Annotated in this window: 14 protein-coding genes; 12 read left to right on the top strand and 2 right to left on the bottom strand. The window is 47.7% G+C overall.

Features of this window, described 5'->3' with window-relative positions; translation table 11 throughout:
* Nucleotides 1–79 precede the first annotated feature (79 nt).
* Nucleotides 80–1441 (bottom strand): spinster family MFS transporter, encoded by a 1362-nt coding sequence (locus ACFS25_RS04045; RefSeq protein ID WP_381497121.1) that lies wholly within the window; start codon nucleotides 1439–1441, stop codon nucleotides 80–82.
* A gap of 246 nt (nucleotides 1442–1687) precedes the next feature.
* On the opposite strand from ACFS25_RS04045, the gene ACFS25_RS04040 reads away from it, so the two are divergent.
* The 12 genes from ACFS25_RS04040 (at nucleotide 1688) to ACFS25_RS03985 (ending at nucleotide 17913) form a co-directional block, all read left to right on the top strand.
* Entirely contained in the window at nucleotides 1688–2572 is an 885-nt protein-coding gene (locus tag ACFS25_RS04040; RefSeq protein ID WP_381497120.1) for an ABC transporter ATP-binding protein, read from the top strand.
* Nucleotides 2573–2576: 4 nt separating this feature from the next.
* Nucleotides 2577–6203: an ABC transporter permease/M1 family aminopeptidase gene (locus ACFS25_RS04035; protein ID WP_381497119.1), complete on the top strand. Its 3627-nt coding sequence runs from the start codon at nucleotides 2577–2579 to the stop codon at nucleotides 6201–6203.
* Between the two features lie 250 nt (nucleotides 6204–6453).
* Nucleotides 6454–7377, top strand: coding sequence for an aspartate carbamoyltransferase catalytic subunit (locus tag ACFS25_RS04030; protein ID WP_381497118.1), 924 nt, complete (start codon nucleotides 6454–6456; stop codon nucleotides 7375–7377).
* Nucleotides 7378–7528: 151 nt separating this feature from the next.
* Entirely contained in the window at nucleotides 7529–8533 is a 1005-nt protein-coding gene (locus tag ACFS25_RS04025) for an ABC transporter transmembrane domain-containing protein (protein WP_381497117.1), read from the top strand.
* On the top strand, nucleotides 8526–9878 hold the full coding sequence (locus ACFS25_RS04020) for an HlyD family secretion protein (RefSeq protein WP_381497116.1): 1353 nt from the start codon (nucleotides 8526–8528) through the stop codon (nucleotides 9876–9878). Before ACFS25_RS04025 ends, ACFS25_RS04020 begins: the two co-directional genes overlap by 8 nt.
* Nucleotides 9875–11467 carry a TolC family protein gene (locus ACFS25_RS04015; protein ID WP_381497115.1) on the top strand — a complete coding sequence of 531 codons (1593 nt, stop codon included), beginning with the start codon at nucleotides 9875–9877 and terminating at the stop codon, nucleotides 11465–11467. The genes ACFS25_RS04020 and ACFS25_RS04015 overlap by 4 nt, the downstream gene beginning before the upstream one ends.
* 125 nt (nucleotides 11468–11592) lie before the next feature.
* Entirely contained in the window at nucleotides 11593–12171 is a 579-nt protein-coding gene (locus ACFS25_RS04010) for a Uma2 family endonuclease (RefSeq protein WP_381497114.1), read from the top strand.
* 282 nt (nucleotides 12172–12453) lie between these two features.
* Complete coding sequence (locus tag ACFS25_RS04005) at nucleotides 12454–12867, top strand: hypothetical protein (protein ID WP_381497113.1); 414 nt, start codon at nucleotides 12454–12456, stop codon at nucleotides 12865–12867.
* Between the two features lie 165 nt (nucleotides 12868–13032).
* Nucleotides 13033–14925 (top strand): CocE/NonD family hydrolase, encoded by a 1893-nt coding sequence (locus ACFS25_RS04000; protein ID WP_381497112.1) that lies wholly within the window; start codon nucleotides 13033–13035, stop codon nucleotides 14923–14925.
* Nucleotides 14926–15181: 256 nt separating this feature from the next.
* On the top strand, nucleotides 15182–16285 hold the full coding sequence (locus ACFS25_RS03995) for a vWA domain-containing protein (RefSeq protein ID WP_381497111.1): 1104 nt from the start codon (nucleotides 15182–15184) through the stop codon (nucleotides 16283–16285).
* 51 nt (nucleotides 16286–16336) lie between these two features.
* Nucleotides 16337–17230 carry a serine hydrolase gene (locus ACFS25_RS03990; protein WP_381497110.1) on the top strand — a complete coding sequence of 298 codons (894 nt, stop codon included), beginning with the start codon at nucleotides 16337–16339 and terminating at the stop codon, nucleotides 17228–17230.
* Entirely contained in the window at nucleotides 17230–17913 is a 684-nt protein-coding gene (locus ACFS25_RS03985; protein ID WP_381497109.1) for a uracil-DNA glycosylase family protein, read from the top strand. The genes ACFS25_RS03990 and ACFS25_RS03985 overlap by 1 nt, the downstream gene beginning before the upstream one ends.
* Before the next feature lie 50 nt (nucleotides 17914–17963).
* On the opposite strand, the gene ACFS25_RS03980 is transcribed toward ACFS25_RS03985, so the two are convergent.
* On the bottom strand, nucleotides 17964–18497 hold the full coding sequence (locus tag ACFS25_RS03980; protein WP_381497108.1) for a lipocalin-like domain-containing protein: 534 nt from the start codon (nucleotides 18495–18497) through the stop codon (nucleotides 17964–17966).
* Nucleotides 18498–18629: the final 132 nt, after the last annotated feature.

Here is an 18629-nt window from a genome sequence, read left to right as displayed (position 1 = left end):
AAATTTCCGAAGGAGACGTTGCTTAAGCACGAATTATTCCTTGTTGGGAATTTAGGGATTTGTCTTCTCTTAGTAAAAATCAGCCTTGCTCAGTTACAGGAACCTTGTCAACCGGAACAGCCAGATAGCGCTCCAAATAATCAAGTGTAGCCCGGTAAGGCCGCAATCCATACCAGAATAGACTGGCCGCTCCTGCCGATGCTAAAAGCCCGGTGATGACCAGGGCGTAGTGTAATTTAGTTGGATCAGCAAAAATCTTGTCAGTTAACAAGGCGGGTAATAAAGGCCCTAAAGCAATGCTTATTAAGCTATTAACGAATAAATAAATGGCCGATGCTGTCGCCCGAAATCGGTTGGGTGTCATTTCCTGAATAGCCGCCGAACCCAGGCCACCCGATAGCCCCAGACAAAAGTAAATGGGTACCAACGCTGCCAAGGCCAGTTCTGGAGTGGGCAAAAGTGGGAACAGGCTTAACGGAATCAACGCCACCGATTGCCAGGCCATTACGCGCAAATTGCTATCCACAACATTCTTTTGCCGCCACATATCAGCCAGTCGGCCACCCACTAAAATGCCGACCGAGGTGCAAACGATTACAATCAAACTATACTGCATGCCAATCTGGGCGGTCGTCCAGCCATAATGCCGCATGAACAAACTCGGAATCCAGGCACCATAGCTGTAAATCAGCAACATAAGTAGCGCATAGCCCAGATGATGAGCCAAAAACGTTTGGCGATTAGCCCGAATGTAGCGAAGTACCTCGCCAAACGTAGCAGGAATCGAAGCGATACCCTTTGTTAGAACGATACCCTGCCGGGCCGGTTCACGAACGGTTAGTAGTAAGACCGCAATTAATATACCGGGCAAACCGATATAGAAAAACAGCGACTGCCAGGCGAATACCGCACCCACGAATGGCAATTCATATTTGGGGGCCTGTGTTAATTTCTGAATCAGAGCCGCGCCAATTATGATGGCAAGACCTGACCCAACTGCATAGGCCACCCCAAAAACGCTCATAGCTGTACTGAGTTTCCGTTTGGGAAAATAATCGGCAAGCAACGAATATGCCACCGCTGTGAGGGCTGCTTCGCCAACACCAACGCCAACCCGAAACATAAACAACTGACTATACGAGGTGGCAATACCACACAGAGCCGTCATTACGCTCCAGAAAAAGACACCCAGCGCAATAATATTCCGGCGGCTACTTCGGTCAGCCAGCCGACCAATAGGAATACCAGCTGTGGCATAAAATATGACAAAACTCAGGCCCATCAACGAACCCACTTCCGTATCGGATAACTGGAAATCGTGCTTTAGCGGCTCAACCAGCAGGCTCAGAATCTGCCGGTCTACATACGACGAAATGTAAGCCAGCATTAGTACGCCAACAACATACCAGGCATAGCGGGGAGATGGGTAAGGATGATTCATTGCAATACAGTATGTATATAGTACTTAATTCTGTTAAAAATATTTTTACTTATGTAACAAGGCCATTAATTAACTAAAATCCAAATTATTAATCGAGATTGAGCCTACCCGTATTCATATCCCCTGTAAACCGATAGATTCGGTAAAATACACCCGCTTATCCCTTCCTTGCAACCATTCGCCCTAAAAAGTCATCGGTTAAGCAAGTCATGTTTATTTTTGGCTATAGCCTCTAATTTTCCTCCTATGCAACTGATTATCGAACACTTATCGAAACGATATCCTAACGGAGTCCATGCCCTTGACGACGTATCGCTCACTATTCCGAACGGGATGTATGGCCTGCTGGGTCAGAATGGAGCGGGGAAATCAACACTCATGCGTACGCTCGCCACATTGCAGGACGCCGATACGGGTACCGCCATGCTCGATGATCTTGACATACTGAATCAGAAAGATACCGTACGTCGGTTGTTGGGTTATCTGCCGCAGGAGTTTGGTGTTTACCCGAAAGTGTCAGCAACGGATTTACTCGACCATTTTGCCATCCTGAAGGGGATCACCAATGGTCACGAACGAAGCGAGTTGGTCAAGGCGCTGCTGCACCGGGTAAATCTCTATGATCACCGCAAAAAGGCCGTCAGCAGCTATTCGGGTGGGATGAAGCAACGGTTTGGCATTGCCCAGGCACTGATCGGTAATCCTAAACTTATCATTGTCGATGAACCGACGGCTGGCCTTGATCCCGGCGAGCGAAATCGGTTTTACAATCTGTTGTCTGAAATCGGCGAAAATGTGATTGTGATTCTTTCGACCCACATTGTGCAGGATGTCATGGAGCTTTGCAATAATATGGCCATCATCCACAAGGGCCGTGTGCTCTACAGCGGCTCTCCGCAGGATTCGGTGACCCAGTTGAAAGGCAAAATCTGGGAGAAGTCAATTTTGAAAACTGAGTTATCAACCTACCAGCAACAGTACAACGTTATCTCGAACAAGCTTGTAGCGGGTAAACCACTCGTCCATATTTTGAGCGAAACTGACCCCGGCGACGGGTTTCAGTCTGCCCAGCCGGATCTTGAAGATGTGTTCTTTTCCACCATAGAAAAAAGTGATTCCATAACAGCCTAAGCCTATGTTTCGACACCTATTCACGTTCGAATTACGCTATTGGCTACGGCAACCAATGGTGTACGTATTCCTGTTGGTCAACATCCTGATGTTTACCTGGGCGGGAGCCTCCGATGATCTGACTATCGGTGGTACGTTCGGCAATATCCACAAGAACGCTCCCTATGTCATTCAGAATCAGTACGGTATTTGGTGCATCTTCGCCCTGCTGATGACAACTGCCTTCGTGCAAAGTGCGGCTATCCGCGATTTTACGTACAAGACAAACCAAATCGTCTTCTCATCACCCATCCGTAAGTTCGATTACCTCGCCGGGCGATTTTTTGGCTCATTTCTGATTTCACTCATTCCCTTTCTGGGTGTTTCCATCGGTATTATCTTTGGTTCATGGATTGGACAAGTGACGGGAGCAACGGATGCGGAACGATATGGCGCTATCGACTGGATGGCCCACCTGAACAGCTTCCTGATTTTTGCCATTCCAAATACATTCCTGTCCGGAGCGTTCATTTTTATGCTGGCGGCTTTGACTCGCTCGTCGGTTACAGCCTTTATTGGGGCCATTGGGCTGCTGGTTGCTCAGCTTGTCGCCGGTAACTTTTTGAGTGATGTCGAGCACGAACACCTCGCTATCTATTTTGACGCCCTGGGGGTTGGGCCATTCCAGCTTATTACGAAATACTGGACCGTCAACGACAAGAATACCCAATCGGTTGGTCTTACGGATATGCCGGAACTGATTAACCGCCTGATTTGGGTAGGTTTTGGGCTCGTTCTTCTCGTCATCACGTACGTACGCTTTTCGTTTGCCGAGAAAGTCAAGAAAACCCGTACCTGGCGTAATCCACTAGCCAGAGACGAAGCCGGGACAACCGTTTTCACGCCCCTCCAAAGTCTGCCCCCTGTAAGTCTGCATTTTGGTCGGTCCGCACAATGGGTGCAGATGCTGCGGGTCTTCAAAACCGATTTCTGGGGAACCGTGAAAGGCACAGCTTTTATTGTTATTCTATTGCTCGGCCTGCTCAATATGGGCTTTTCGTTGCAATACGCCGGAAAATTTTACGGATTGAGCTCATATCCTGTAACGTATCAGGTCATTCAACTCATTCAGGGAACAATTTCTTTGTTCCTGTTTGCCATCATAATTTTTTATTCCGGCACCCTTATCTGGAAGGAGCGCGATGCCGAACTCGACCAGATTTACGACGCCATGCCGCACCGGAACTGGAGTGTGTTTGCCGGGAAGTTTCTGGCCATGATGGGTATCGTAGTTATCGTTCAGTTTTTATGCATCATCGCGGGGGTATCGGCGCAGTTACTGATGGGGTACTCAACGCTGGAACTTGGTCAGTATATCATTGAATTTTTGGTGATTGCCGTACTCCGGCTCGCGCCAATTGTCATGCTGTCAATGATCGTTCATACGCTTGTCAACAATAAATACATTGCCTTTTTCATGGTGATTGCTCTGTTGATTGCCAATGCTTATGCCTGGTCACCCCTAGATGTACAGAGCAATCTTGTTCAATTCAATGCCTCCCCAAACTATACTTATTCGGATATGAACGGCTGGGGTCCATACATCACATCGTTGGTATGGTTCCGGGTTTACTGGTCACTTTGGACCGCCGTGTTGGGGGTAGCCGCGATTTTGTTTTGGGTGCGGGGCAGAGATACGTCCTGGCGCAGTCGATTGCGGGGAGCAAAGCAGGCGCTAAATGGCCCAAACCGGCTGGCCTTAACCGGCCTGACAGTAGCCTTGCTCGTAGTAGGTGGGTTTATTTTTTATAATACAAACGTACTGAATCGCTACGTGACGACGAAAGTACGGGAGAAACAACAGGTAGCGTACGAGCAGAAATACAAACGTTACGAACATCGCCCGCAGCCGCGTATTGCCAACGTGAAGTATACCATCGATGTCTATCCTGCCGAGCGCAACCTGATTGTAAATGGTGATTATGTACTGGTTAACCGCACAACCAAGCCGATTGATTCCGTACATATTGCACTTCCTAACCGCCTGGATTTCAGCCTTAATGTAGATCGGGCGAAACGAATTTTGGATGATTCACTGCTTCAGTACTCCATTTATCGACTCAGTCCCGCGCTGGCTCCCGGCGATTCCTTGCACATGCATTTTACGACCAGCAGACACACGCGCGGCTTCGAGAATGAGGTGCAGTTTACCAAACAGATTAATCAGAACGGCTCCTTTTTCGACACATTCGACATAGCCCCGCAAATTGGCTATCAGGCACAGGGCGAACTGAGTGACAAAAACGACCGCAAAAAATACGGGCTGCCCGAAAAGGTCAGGATGCCGAAACTGGAACGAGACTGTACAGGCGACTGTATGGATAGCTATATCAGCAACAATTCCGATTGGGTGATGGTCGAGACAATTATCAGTACATCGCCCGACCAGATTGCTGTCGCGCCGGGGTCGCTGCTTAAGGAGTGGAAACAGGCTAATGCGGCAGGTCAGTCCCGACGGTATTTTCACTATAAACTTGACCATCCATCCCTCAACTTCTACTCGTTCATTTCGGCAAAGTATGAAGTAGCGCGGGAAAAGTGGAAAGGCATTGACGTGGAGGTGTATTATGACGAAAAGCATCCCTACAACGTTCGCGACATGCTCGAATCCGTTAAAAGTTCGCTAGCGTACTATACCGAGCATTTTGGGCCATATTACCACAAACAGGCCCGCATCATCGAGTTCCCGCGTTACGCCCGCTTCGCCCAGGCATTCCCCGGCACAATGCCTTATTCGGAAGCTATTGGATTCATTGCCAAAATTGACCCGGAAGAAGACATTGACATGGTCAAATACGTCGTGGCCCACGAAATGGGCCACCAGTGGTGGGCACATCAGGTAGTTGGCGCATACATGCAGGGTGCAACGATGCTTTCAGAGACGCAGGCACAATATTCGGCGCTGATGGTGATGGAAAAAGCCTATGGGAAAAGTCGTATGAAGCGCTTTTTAGCTTTTGAAATGGACCGTTACCTGTCGGCGCGTGGGACAGAGTCGCTTAAGGAAGTACCGCTCGAACGAGTGGAAAATCAAGGGTATGTTCATTATAACAAGGGCAGCGCGGTGATGTATTACCTGAAAGAACTCATCGGTGAGGCTGCGGTAAACAAAGCGCTGGAAACACTGGTCAGTCAACACGCGTATCGGCAGCCACCATACCCCGTTTCCTACAATTTGGTGGACTTGTTCCGCCAGCAAACGCCCGATTCACTACAATCAGTCATTACCGACCAGTTCGAACGTATTACTATTTTCAACAACCGAGCAACAGCCGCTTCAGCTAAAAAGCGCCCTGATGGTCAGTACGTTGTAACGATAAATGTGCAGGCAGAAAAGTTTTATGCCGACTCACTTGGCCGCGAAACACCAACGAAGCTCAACGATCTCATCGACGTAGGCGTGTACGGCAAACCGGCCAAAGGCAAAAAGCAGGGTAAACTGTTGGTCGTTCGGCGCGAACGAATGCGACAAAAGGACGGAAAATATACGTTTGTCGTGAAGGAAGAACCGTATGAAGCGGGCATCGACCCAATCAGTTTCCTGGTCGATCGTGTACCGACTGATAATTTGAAGCGTGTGGATAAATTATAGGTTCGCCAGAACGAATGCTGGCTACGCTTACCTATCAGGGAATTTCGTCTGGAAAATAAACAGTAGGAGAAAGCCGCGCTCAAATTATCTGGGCGCGGCTTTTTTACGGCACAACTTTTTCGACGTTCCAAAGTCCGCCCAGATGCAGAAGAAGTTCTTTTTTAGACAGGATTACAACCGTCCATCCAGTGGATGTTATCTTTAAGCTGCTACAGTATATCTTTGCCCAATTTATAGTTATACTGTTCTCATGGCCCAATCCCTTAGCGTCCGCCATCTGGTGGGTATTAAAGACCTTACCGAGTCTGACATTCAGCTTATTCTGGAAACGGCCAGACAGTTTAAAGAAGTTATCAACCGCCCCATCAAGAAAGTCCCATCATTGCGTGATGTGACCATTGCCAACGTTTTTTTCGAAAATTCGACTAGAACCCGGTTATCATTTGAATTAGCTGAAAAACGATTATCAGCCGATGTTGTCAATTTTTCGGCTTCGGGCAGTTCGGTCAAGAAAGGTGAAACACTGCTCGATACGGTCAATAATATTCTGGCGATGAAAGTCGATATGGTTGTGATGCGGCACAGTAGCCCCGGCGCTCCCCATTACCTGACCAAGCACATCAAAGCGAACGTCGTCAACGCGGGCGATGGTACGCATGAACACCCGACGCAGGCACTACTGGACTCCTTTTCCATACGGGAAAAGCTCGGCGACGTAGCGGGCAAACGTGTTGCAATCATTGGCGACATTACGCATTCACGCGTGGCCCTTTCCAATATTTTCTGTCTGCAAAAGCAGGGTGCCGACGTGATGGTTTGCGGCCCTAAAACGCTCATTCCAAAATACATAGAAGCGTTGGGCGTAAAGGTCGGACACGACGTGCGGGAAGCTTTGGCCTGGTGTGACGTTGCCAATGTACTCCGTATTCAGTTGGAGCGGCAACAGATCAAATATTTCCCCTCATTACGTGAGTACTCGCTTTACTTCGGTATCTCGAAACAGATGCTCGACGACCTGGACCGGCCCATCGTACTGATGCACCCGGGTCCCATAAACAGGGGCGTTGAACTAACCTCCGACGCTGCCGATTCGTCGCATTCCATCATTCTGGATCAGGTCGAAAATGGTGTGGCCGTTCGGATGGCCGTACTGTATTTACTGGCGCAGTTGTGAGAGCGTGACTATCAATTATTTTTCCAGTCGTTAAAAATTCATCATTCCCGACAACTCCTTCACTTTATCGTCCTAAACTAAAGCCCTGATTTAGTCGTTAGTCATTTAATGGTTTTTAATGCCTTTTTAATGTTAACGATTTTTGATACTTATGGCGGTTAGTACAATCCAGCAACCACCTCCGTCGCCTTTGCAGCGGCTGATACGGTTACTCGGAACCGAACAAAAAGATATAGTCTATATTCTTCTGTTCGCTGTTATTACGGGGTTAATTGGTCTTACACTGCCGCTTGGCATTCAGGCCGTCTTCAATTTAGTGTCAAGCGGTATGCTCTTCAGCTCGATTTACGTCCTGATCGGGCTGGTCATTGTGGGTGTTCTGGTTGGAGGTTTACTCACCATCGTCCAGTTTACGCTGGTTGAAATCATTCAGCAACGCATCTTTGCCAAGGCTGCTTTTGAATTTACATACCGGCTGCCCCGCATCAAACCGGAAGCGATGGAAGGATACTACCCACCCGAACTAATGAACCGGTTCTTCGACGTAGTAACTCTGCAAAAAGGCATGTCGAAGATTCTGATCGATTTACCAGCGGCTGCGGTGCAAATTCTGTTTGGCATCATTCTGCTCTCGTTCTACCACCCTATTTTCCTGGCTTTTGGGCTGGTTACGCTGCTGGTTATCTACGGGGTTATTCGCCTGTTCGGACCGGAAGGAACACGTACCAGCATCAAAGAATCGAGCGATAAATACAAGGTTGTGGACTGGCTCGAACACTATTCGCTGAACCTGGCAGAACACAAAACCGGCGAAGACATGGCTAATCCTATTGCCCAAATTGATCATCGGCTGGCTAGCTACGTAAGCCACCGAAACGAGCACTTTACCGTTCTGAAACGCTTTTATTACAGTTCCGTTGCCTTTAGAGCCCTCGTTACGGGCGGCCTGTTGATCTTGGGAACATCACTGGTTGTAAGTCGGCAAATGTCAATGGGTCAATTCGTTGCTTCCGAATTTGTGATTGTACTCATTACGGGAGCCGTTGACAAATTAACGTCCAGCATTGATACCGTATTTGATATGCTGGCCGGTGTCGAAAAGATTGCCGCCGTAACCGACTTACCGATAGAAACCGACACACCGACTCATGCTTAATATATCCAATCAGCCGATTGATGAGGAGATGTTCGACGAGTATCCGCTCAAAACGCTGCACGAACTTCCGCATCCCCGAAGCAGTCGCCGACTGGGTCGCTGGATGCTTTTCTTTCTCTTTCTGATTATAATCGTCCTGCTCCTGCCCTGGCGTCAGAATATCAACGGCAGCGGTAGCATTACGTCTCTCACCCCGCAGGATCGTCCGCAATCTCTCCAGAATGCCATTGCCGGACGGATTGAGCGCTGGCTGGTTCGGGAGGGTCAGTACGTGAAAAAGGGTGATACGCTGCTCGTCATTTCTGAGATCAAGGACGAATATTTCGACCCTAACCTACCCGAGCGACTTAATGAGCAACTGGCCGCCAAGCAAGGTACAAGGCTAGCCACCGAAGCTAAAATTTCGGCCTTAGATGGGCAAATTAGCGCCCTGGGCACTGGAGTAACGGTGGATCTTGCGTCAGCCCGGAACCGGGTTCGTCAAAACCAGTTGCAGGTTGGCATCGATAGTGCCGATCTGGTGGCCATCCGGCGGAATTACCAGATTGCCGTCGACCGGCTTGAGCGGTACGAAAAAGGTTATCGCGATGGACTGTTTTCCCTTACCGATCTGGAAACCCGGCGGATTAGTCTCCAGCAGGATTACGCAAAAGTGATTATGCAGGAAAACAAGCTAAACGTAACGCGTCAGGAACTGGCCAACGCCCGGCTCGATCTACAAGTGATTCAGGCCAAATACCGACAGGAAGTGGCCAAAACAATGTCTGATCGTAGTTCAGCGGTTTCGAGCAAGGCCAGCGCCACTAATGATATCGCTGTTATGCGCAACAAAATCAGCAGCGTAGATGTCCGGCGTGGTCTGTACATCATTCGTGCGCCACAAAATGGCTACGTGGTACGGACGATAAAAGCCGGGATCGGTGAAACGATTAAAGAAGGGGAATCCATCGCCACCTTACAACCTGCCAACCCAACGCTAGCTGTGGAATTATACGTACGGGCCATGGACGTACCACTTATTCAGCGTGGGCGCATAGTGCGTATTCAGTTTGATGGCTGGCCTGCCATTCAGTTTTCGGGCTGGCCTGCAGTATCGGTCGGCACCTTTGGGGGACGTGTAGCCGTAATTGACGTTGTCAGTAGCCCCGATGGTATGTACCGACTATTGGTCAGACCCGATACCCGGCCCGGCGACCAGCCGTGGCCGAAACAACTCCGTATTGGTTCGGGGGTTATTGGCTGGGTTATGCTCGATGATGTGCCCATCTGGTATGAACTCTGGCGACAACTCAACGGATTTCCGCCTAGTCTGCGTCAAGAACCCAAGACAGCCGAAAAAGTATGAGATCATTCGCTTTTAAGGGCTTTCTCTGGAGTCTATTTCTCTTGACAGGATCAGTGTTTGCCCAAAGCACTCTGCCGGTCCAGTCTACAGTTCCCCGCAAGCCAGCTACTCCGATAACAACAGACGTCTTGTCCCGGACAGCTATATCGGTGTCAGGAACGTCAACCGGTGCTGTATCTACTTTGACAACGGCTCTGGCGCAGTCACCTGCAACTGATACCTTACCCGTTTTTACAGCAGAAGAATTCTATCAGGCCGTTTTACAGTACCATCCTATTGTTAGACAGGCGGCTTTATTGAATCAGGCCGCCCAGGCACAGCTTCAGCAGGCACGAGGAGCGTTTGATCCCCGGCTGTTTTCAACATATAATCGTAAAAACTTCGGCAATACGCTTTACTACGACAAATGGCAGTCAGGCTTGGCAGTACCAATATGGCCCGGTGGTCTTGATGTAAAAATGACGTATGACCGGAACACGGGTAAGTATCTGAACCCCGAAAATAATGTTCCGTCCACGGGCTTGATTGCGCTGGGACTAAGCGTGCCCGTTACGCAGGGTTTGCTCATCGACGCTCGTCGAAACACCCTTCGGCAGGCTCAGTTAGCCATCAATCTGGCTGATGCTGACAGAATTTCGCTGATTAATAAAACGCTTCTCGACGCAGCCAAAGCGTATTGGAACTGGTATTTAGGTTACCAGCAGTTTCGCTGGGTTGAGCGGGGGTATCAATTGGCCCAAACGCGTTTTGTAGCCGTTCGGCAACGGGCCCTAATCGGCGACGCAGCCCCTATTGATACGACCGAAGCCCTGATTACAGTTCAGGACAGACTGGTTAGTTTCCAACAGGCAGTTGTCGACTTGCAAAATGCCCGACTCAGTTTAACCACATTCTTGTGGAGTAGTCAGGAAGGTACTACTCCGCAGCCCGTTGACCTGCCGCTTACCGTTATTCCGCAGGCTGCCCCCCCCGACCAGCCTAGCCAGGTGCAGCTTCAGGACTTGCTTGGTCGAGCCGCCCAGCAGCATCCGGAGCTGATTAAATTAGTCAATAAACAGCAGCAGTTAACCATCGAAGAGCGCTACCGACGGGCGTTATTGTTGCCTAAGGTGAGCCTTGAGGCTAGTTTACTGAGCCGGGGTCCATTGCCGGAAGTTGCTTATGACGGGTCGAGTTCCTACGGCTTTCAATCCGACAATCATAAGGTCGGCGTCGATTTGGCCTTTCCTCTGTTTCTCCGCGCCGAACGGGGGAAGCTTCGTCAGATACAGTTTCAAAACCAACAGACGGGTTTGGAACGACAACAGACCGGGCGCGATATTAGTAATGAAGTACAGCGGTCATGGAATGAGCTGGTAACTTTTGAAAAACAGATTAGTACCCAGCAGCAGATTGTAGCGAACCAGCAGACCTTAGTGCAGGCTGAAGTAAACAAGTTTCAACTAGGCGAGAGTTCGTTGTTTCTGGTTAATAGCCGGGAAACCAAACTCATCGATTTACAGGTGAAACTGGAAGAATTGCGCGCCAAGCACCAAAAAGCGCTTGCCAGTTTATGGTACGCAGCCGGTTCCAATGTCGGCACCCGATAATTTTCATAGCAAAGCAAGTAAGCGATTTTTACGGATTGAATAGAGCAGGTAGTCGTGTCTTACCGGCACCGTGGTCAGCGGAATCAAATACTTTTTTCGTTATATTTGACAAATAGCTTGAGCTAATGGAACTGGAACTTCGCACACTACATCCGCCCCGTTACCAGAAATTTGACGATGATTTTTTCTTTGCCTTGTGTCAGGCGAATGAAACAGCCCGATTGGAGCGTGATTCTAACGGCAATATTATTCTTATGCCCCCCACCGGAAGTGAAACAGGACGCTACAACGCCGATTTATCAGGCGAAATATGGACTTGGAATCGTCGAAAAAAACTTGGCTATGTATTTGATTCATCAACTGGATTCAAGTTGCCTGATTCAGCCGTTCGTTCACCAGATGTATCGTGGGTAAGTCAGGAGCGCTGGGATATTATTTCTCAAACTGATAAGCAGGGATTTGCACCACTTTGCCCTGACTTTGTCGTTGAGATCCGCTCAAAGAGTGATGATCTGAAAGAACTTAAAGAAAAGATGGAAGAATATCGCGACAACGGTTGCCGATTGGGCTGGCTGATTGACCGCGCAGGAAAACAAGTGTTCATCTATAGAGAAAACGGCTCGATAGAGATTAAGCAAGGAACAAGCGTCAATTTATCTGGCGAAGATATCCTGTTAGAATTGAGTGTACAGATTGATTTATAAAAAGCCAAAAAGAAATCACCTTCAATAGCTTTCGTATAAAATGGCTCTACGGTAACAGGGTTTTCTTATACAAACTGGATTCAGCCAAGTATAACTACAATCGGTTCCATCTCTGTTCCCTGTCTTTTTTATAAAGAAGCCCTGCTATGGTGTGTGTGCGTTGGGACATTAAATTTTGCTAAAAGACTCAAAAAAAGCGTCTTAATTATAAACGCAGTGGGTAGTCTATCAGTTTTGTTGGTTTACAAATTATTCGTTCAACAACAAACTTCAGAAACAACCATGAAAGCGCTAAACGTTCTGCTCATTAGTATGAGCTTTCTTCCTGCGGCTGTACAAGCCCATTCAAACAATTACCCAAATGCTGAGTCACTCAAGCCACTTAACAACCCCATTTATTCGGTCAACAACTATAAACAGCCAAACCTGGCCGCTGCTGCTCTTCGTTGGGAAAACAAGGATGAGGTGTGGGTTAAAAAGATGACATTTAGTGACACGAAATTGGCGAATTACAAAACCCATTTGTCTACTACGAAGCCAGTTGGCAGTGTTACCTTGCCGTATACACCTCACAACAACCTGAGTAATTGGAACTATAAAATTCCGCATCTAAATGAGTTGAAATCAACTGGTTCAGAAAGCGATCTTCACGTGAAAAAACACCACAAAAATAACCATATAACCGTTGGTCGTTAATATTTCAATGAGCCATTAGTTAAACAGATAGCTTACTGGCTTTCAGGAAGCACTGCTCCTGTAATAGGTTGGCAGCAAAACAGCATAGCTCAGAAGGGCTATGCTGTTTTGTTTTATGCCCATAAATTTGCTACTTCACTACTTCTCATCTTTACTAAACTGGTAATGAAAAACCACTCCTCTTTCTCAAGACTGGTATTTGCTATCGTCTTGGGCCTCACCAATTATGCCTATGCTCAGGAAGATGTACTCAAACAACTACAGGGAATTGCGACCATTGAGCAAAAAGTTATGATGCCTATGCGCGATGGTGCTCGGTTGGCAACGGACATTTATCGCCCCAAAACGGATAAACCGGTACCAATCGTTTTTTCCAAAACACCCTATAATTTCAATAGCTGGGGTGATGGAGAAATGCGCCAAAACTCGTACAAAGAAGCTCTTGAAGCCGTAAAACGGGGTTACGCATACGTCGTACAAAACGAACGTGGCAAGTTCTTTTCGGAAGGCGAATGGGATATTCTCGGACCACCAACGACCGATGGCTACGATGCATTTTCGTGGATGGTTAAACAACCGTGGTCGAATGGAAAGATTGGAACGCTGGGCTGCTCATCTACCGCGGAATGGCAAATGGCGGTTGCCGCTTTAGATCACCCAGCACACGCAGCGATGGTGCCCATGGGATTTGGTGCGGGCGTTGGCCGTGTCGGTCCGTTTATGGAGCAGGGCAACTGGTACCGGGGCGGTGCTCAACAGATGCTTTTTACGACCTGGTTATATGGCACTCAGGTCGATGCCTTTGCCCGGCCACTTTTTCAAAAAACGGCCACCAGTGAGGATTTAACCCGCGTATCGCGCTTTTATGACTTAGCCCCCGAGATGCCTAAAGTTGATTGGGCACAGGGATTGCGCTACCTGCCCGTTCAGGACATCATCAAAAATGCAAACGGCCAGAAAGGGGTTTACGAGAAGATGATTGTTCGCAAACCGAATGACCCTGAGTGGTATAAAGGTGGACTTTATCATGACAACATGCCTTTTGGTGTTCCCAGTTATTGGTTTGTATCCTGGTATGACGTTTCGAACGGCCCAAATTTGGCGTTGTTCAATCACGTTCGTAAAAATGGAACCGATGCCCAGGTCCGTGACGGCCAATACCTGGTGATTGCCCCTACATTGCATTGCGCCTACAAACGAGCGAGCGAAAACACCATTGTTGGCGAGCGTAGTGTTGGTGATGCTCGCCTGGACTACGACGGCATGATTTATGGCTGGTTTGATTATTGGCTCAAGGGTGAACCCAATGATGTACTGAAAACGACACCTCGTGTCAAATACTACACAATGGGGTCCAACAAGTGGCAGAGTTCGGACACATGGCCACCGGCTACGTCCGAAATGACATCCTATTATCTTTCCAGTGGCGGACGTGCCAACAGCCTATATGGCGACGGAAAGCTTACCACGAAAGCCGTGGGTAAAGACGAAAAAGTCGATGCCTTTGCCTACGACCCTGCGTTTCCCGTTCCATCGTATGGTGGCAATGTTTGCTGTACCGGAACAGCGATTCAGGGAGGAGCTTACGATCAGCACCAGATGGAAACACGGCAGGATATTCTGGTGTACACCACCGAGCCTTTCGCCAATGGTGTTGAACTAACCGGGTCTATAGAAACAACCCTCTACGTTTCGTCGGATGCAAAAGATACTGATTTTACGGTTAAATTGGTTGATGTTTATCCAGACGGGAAAGCCTATAATCTGGACGAAACCATTCTGCGTGCCCGCTATCGCGAAGGGTTCGACAAAGAAGTATGGATGGATAAAGGGAAAGTGTATAAACTCACCCTGAGCCCTATGGCAACGAGTAATTATTTTGCGCCGGGACATAGCGTTCGGGTTGAAATATCGAGCAGTAATTTTCCCCGTTTTGACCGTAACATGAATACAGGAGGCAATAATTACAGCGAGTCGAAAGGTGTAATCGCTCATAATCAAGTGCTTCACTCGGCCCAATACCCGTCGCAGATTCGATTGCCGATTGTGAAAAAGTAATGTGATATCCCGGGATGCTCCGCTGAATTCAGAAGACACTTAAACAGACGAACAAATCTGCGAAACCTACTGTTCTTTTAGCATACTCAGAAACCGTTCAGCACCTGTTTTTACAAATAAAAATAGGCTGAAAATCATCTTTTACTTAGCATGGAATTACCCCTGCCCCCTAAAAAGGGTCTTAACTAGCTCTAAGACAGGCAAAAACCCTTTTTAGGGGATTGGGCAATTCGGATAGCTTTTAACAACTTCACCAATGAAAGGCTTTCAATTTTCTGATTACATACCGCCCGAACAAAAGGAAGGCAATAAGTTTGATCAACTGCTGAATATTTTCCAGCAACTGTTGCTGTTAACCTCCGGCGATGTGGAGCAGGCTATGGCGTGGATGAGCCAGCTTGACCGGCAATATAGCCTGACTGACGATAAATACGGCATCGGCAATTTCTTTGACGAACTCAAAGAAAAAGGCTACCTGACGGAAGAAAATCAGGAAGGAAAAATCGTGATGACGCCAAAAAGCGAACAGACGATTCGGCGGGCGGCACTCGAAGAAATATTTGGCAAACTCAAACGATCTAAGTCGGGGGGAAATCACAAAACGCCCTTTACCGGCACTGGTGACGAGCTGAGCAGCGACCTCCGTTCGTATCAATTTGGCGATTCACTGGAGCAGATTTCAATGACCGAATCCATCAAAAACGCTCAGATCAATAGCGGTGTGGAGGAGTTCAGGCTCATGGAGCGCGACCTTGAAGTGACGGAGAAAGAGCAGAAATCGCAAACCTCGACGGTGCTAATGATCGACATTAGCCACTCGATGATTTTGTACGGCGAAGACCGCATTACGCCAGCCAAAAAAGTAGCTCTTGCGCTGGTTGAGTTGATCAAAATGAAATATCCGAAAGACACACTCGATATTGTGGTCTTTGGTAACGATGCCTGGCAAATTCAGGCCAAAGAACTCCCCTACCTGGAAGTTGGTCCGTACCATACGAACACGGTGGCCGGATTGGAACTGGCAATGGACTTGCTGCGTCGGCGGAAGAATAAGAATAAACAGATTTTCATGATTACAGACGGGAAACCGACCTGTCTGAAAGAAGGTATTAAGTACTATAAAAACTCGTTCGGACTGGATCGTAAAGTGGTTAGCAAAACACTGACGTTAGCCGCCCAGGCCCGCCGACTGGAGATTCCAATCACGACATTCATGATTGCCTCCGACCCATACCTGAAACAGTTCGTGCAGGAGTTTACCAAGGTTAACAATGGCCGGGCCTATTACAGCGGTTTGCAAGGTCTGGGAAACATGATGTTTGAGGATTTCCAACGTAACCGCCGGAAGAATATTAAATAGTTTTTAGCTTTCGGTTTGGCATGTTCTAATTCGTTTAGTTTTGTACAAACTATGAATTACGAACTGAAATTTATAAATCGTAAAAACAAAGTCGGGACCATCATCCCGACTTTGTTTTTGCTTTTCGGTATGACAATCACCGCACGGAGTCAATCGCAAAGCGATTCACTGACGGCTTATTTACACCGCTTACCACCCACTACAAGAGTGAGCTTAGCAGTACAATCGCTGGGCCGTAACGGTATACTTGTTAACCACCGCGCCGATGAGCGTGTACCATCGGCCAGCGTTATTAAGCTACCAATCATGCTCGAAACAATGGAGCGCGTCAAAGTCGGGAAGCTGAACCTTGACGAGATTCATGTACTAACCGATGCCGAAAAAGTAGGCGGTTCGGGCGTGTTACAAACGTATCCTGACCAGAGCCGCGTTAGTTATCGTGAGTTACTTCGGTTGATGATGGTACGCAGTGATAATACGGCCACCAACATAATCATTAGCAAACTTGGTCGAGAAACCATTAATCAACGAATACGGACAATTGGCTTAACCAAAAGTCAACTCAACCGGGTGATGATGGACACGATATCAGCGCAACAGGGACGCGACAATTTCGTCTCGGCGCAGGATATGAACAGGCTGCTGGAAAAAGTTTATCGACATCAGGTTGCCACGCCTGAACTTTGCAACCAGATGATTGAAATTTTAAAGCAAAATGCTGATACACTATGCATTCCGAGATTACTTCCAAAAAGTACAGTCGTTGCCCATAAAACAGGCTCATTAACCTATGTTAGAGGGGATTCGGGCATTGTTTACGCAAAATCGGGACGGCGGGCCGAACCTTTCCTCATATCAATATTTGTCGAAGGGGTTCCGATGGAAGAAGCTGAGCAAATTATTGGTGAGATTTCGTTAGTTTGTTATACTTACTTTTCGCGTTGATGACCACCTTCGCCAACAAAGCCATTGCTTACTATAATGCACTTGCTGCACCCGCCAATCTGCCGCCAGATATAGGTGTCATGAATCCATTCCCAAAACCGGCCGTTCAGCAAATCGTTGAGGAGTTCTACACTAAATTTTTCGACGATAACAAGCCACGAGTATTTGTGCTGGGCATTAATCCCGGTCGGTTTGGCGCGGGCGTAACGGGAATTTCATTTACGACGCCCCAGAACCTGCGCCGGTACTGCGGCATTGATAACGACCTGCGTGATACCCCCGAATTATCAAGTCGATTTATCTATCGGATTGTCGAAGCATTTGGTGGAGCAAAAGAGTTTTACAGCCAGTTTTTTCTAACTTCCCTCTTTCCATTAGCCCTAACGAAGGATAACAAAAATTACAATTTTTATGACGACCGGGCGACAACCGAAGCCCTATGGCCAGCCATTACGCACGAAGTAAAAACGCAGCTTAATTTTGGGTATAACAGGCGGGTAGCGGTGTGTTTAGGCCGTAAAAACGAAACATATTTACGCCGACTCAACGACCAGCAGGGATTTTTCGATCGCATCGTCACCCTCGATCATCCACGCTACATTTTGCAGTACAAATCAAAAGACGCTCCGCTATACCTGGAAAGATACATTGCTACGTTGCAGGAATGCGTGGAGGAAACATAAAAAAATGACTCGCTAAAAAGCGAGTCATTTTTTTATAACGTTTGAGTTAATTAGACTTTCGTCAACTCTAACGTAACCGTGTACGTTTCTTCTTTACCATCGCCATCATAATCCTCCAGCTGGTTTTCACTCATTTTCAGGGTATTCCCGCTAATAACTGTATCATAAGTAGATACGTCACTACCACTGGTAATTGTCAATTTATTACCATCTAATTTCCAGGTTGAGTTATCCTCAACTGGATTCATATCGGTCGATGCTGTGCATTTAGCGCCGGGGGTTCCGGTAATCTTTCCATTCGCATTAAACGTAATTGTCGTGCTGGTCAGGCAATCAGCTATGTCATTCCCAATGCCATTAGGCAACGATTTGAAGTAAGCCAGAAGATCATTGCTTTTCTGGCCAGTCCCCGAGAAATCAACACCGGGATCAATTTTGTAGCCTGATATTTTCCAGCTTCCCTGAACAGATGATGTTGTTGGCGTTACAGTATCATCGCTGCCTTTCTTACAACTCCCAAACCAAAGTGGCATTGCCGCAACCAATACCCAGGCTATTAAGCGGCTTATATTCCTGTTTTCCATTGTGAATAGCGTATAAAGATAAATATTCGGTTCGAAACTATTATCTAGGCTAACACGACTGAAAGAGTGTTGAGTAAGTGGTAACTTATGATTAGCAAACGGTCATAATATCGTATAAAAAAACCGGCTCAT

Source organism: Spirosoma flavum (assembly GCF_042686045.1).
GTDB lineage: Bacteria > Bacteroidota > Bacteroidia > Cytophagales > Spirosomataceae > Spirosoma > Spirosoma flavum.
Note: the sequence above shows the minus strand (reverse complement) of the source record. Positions and strands in the feature narration are given on the sequence as shown.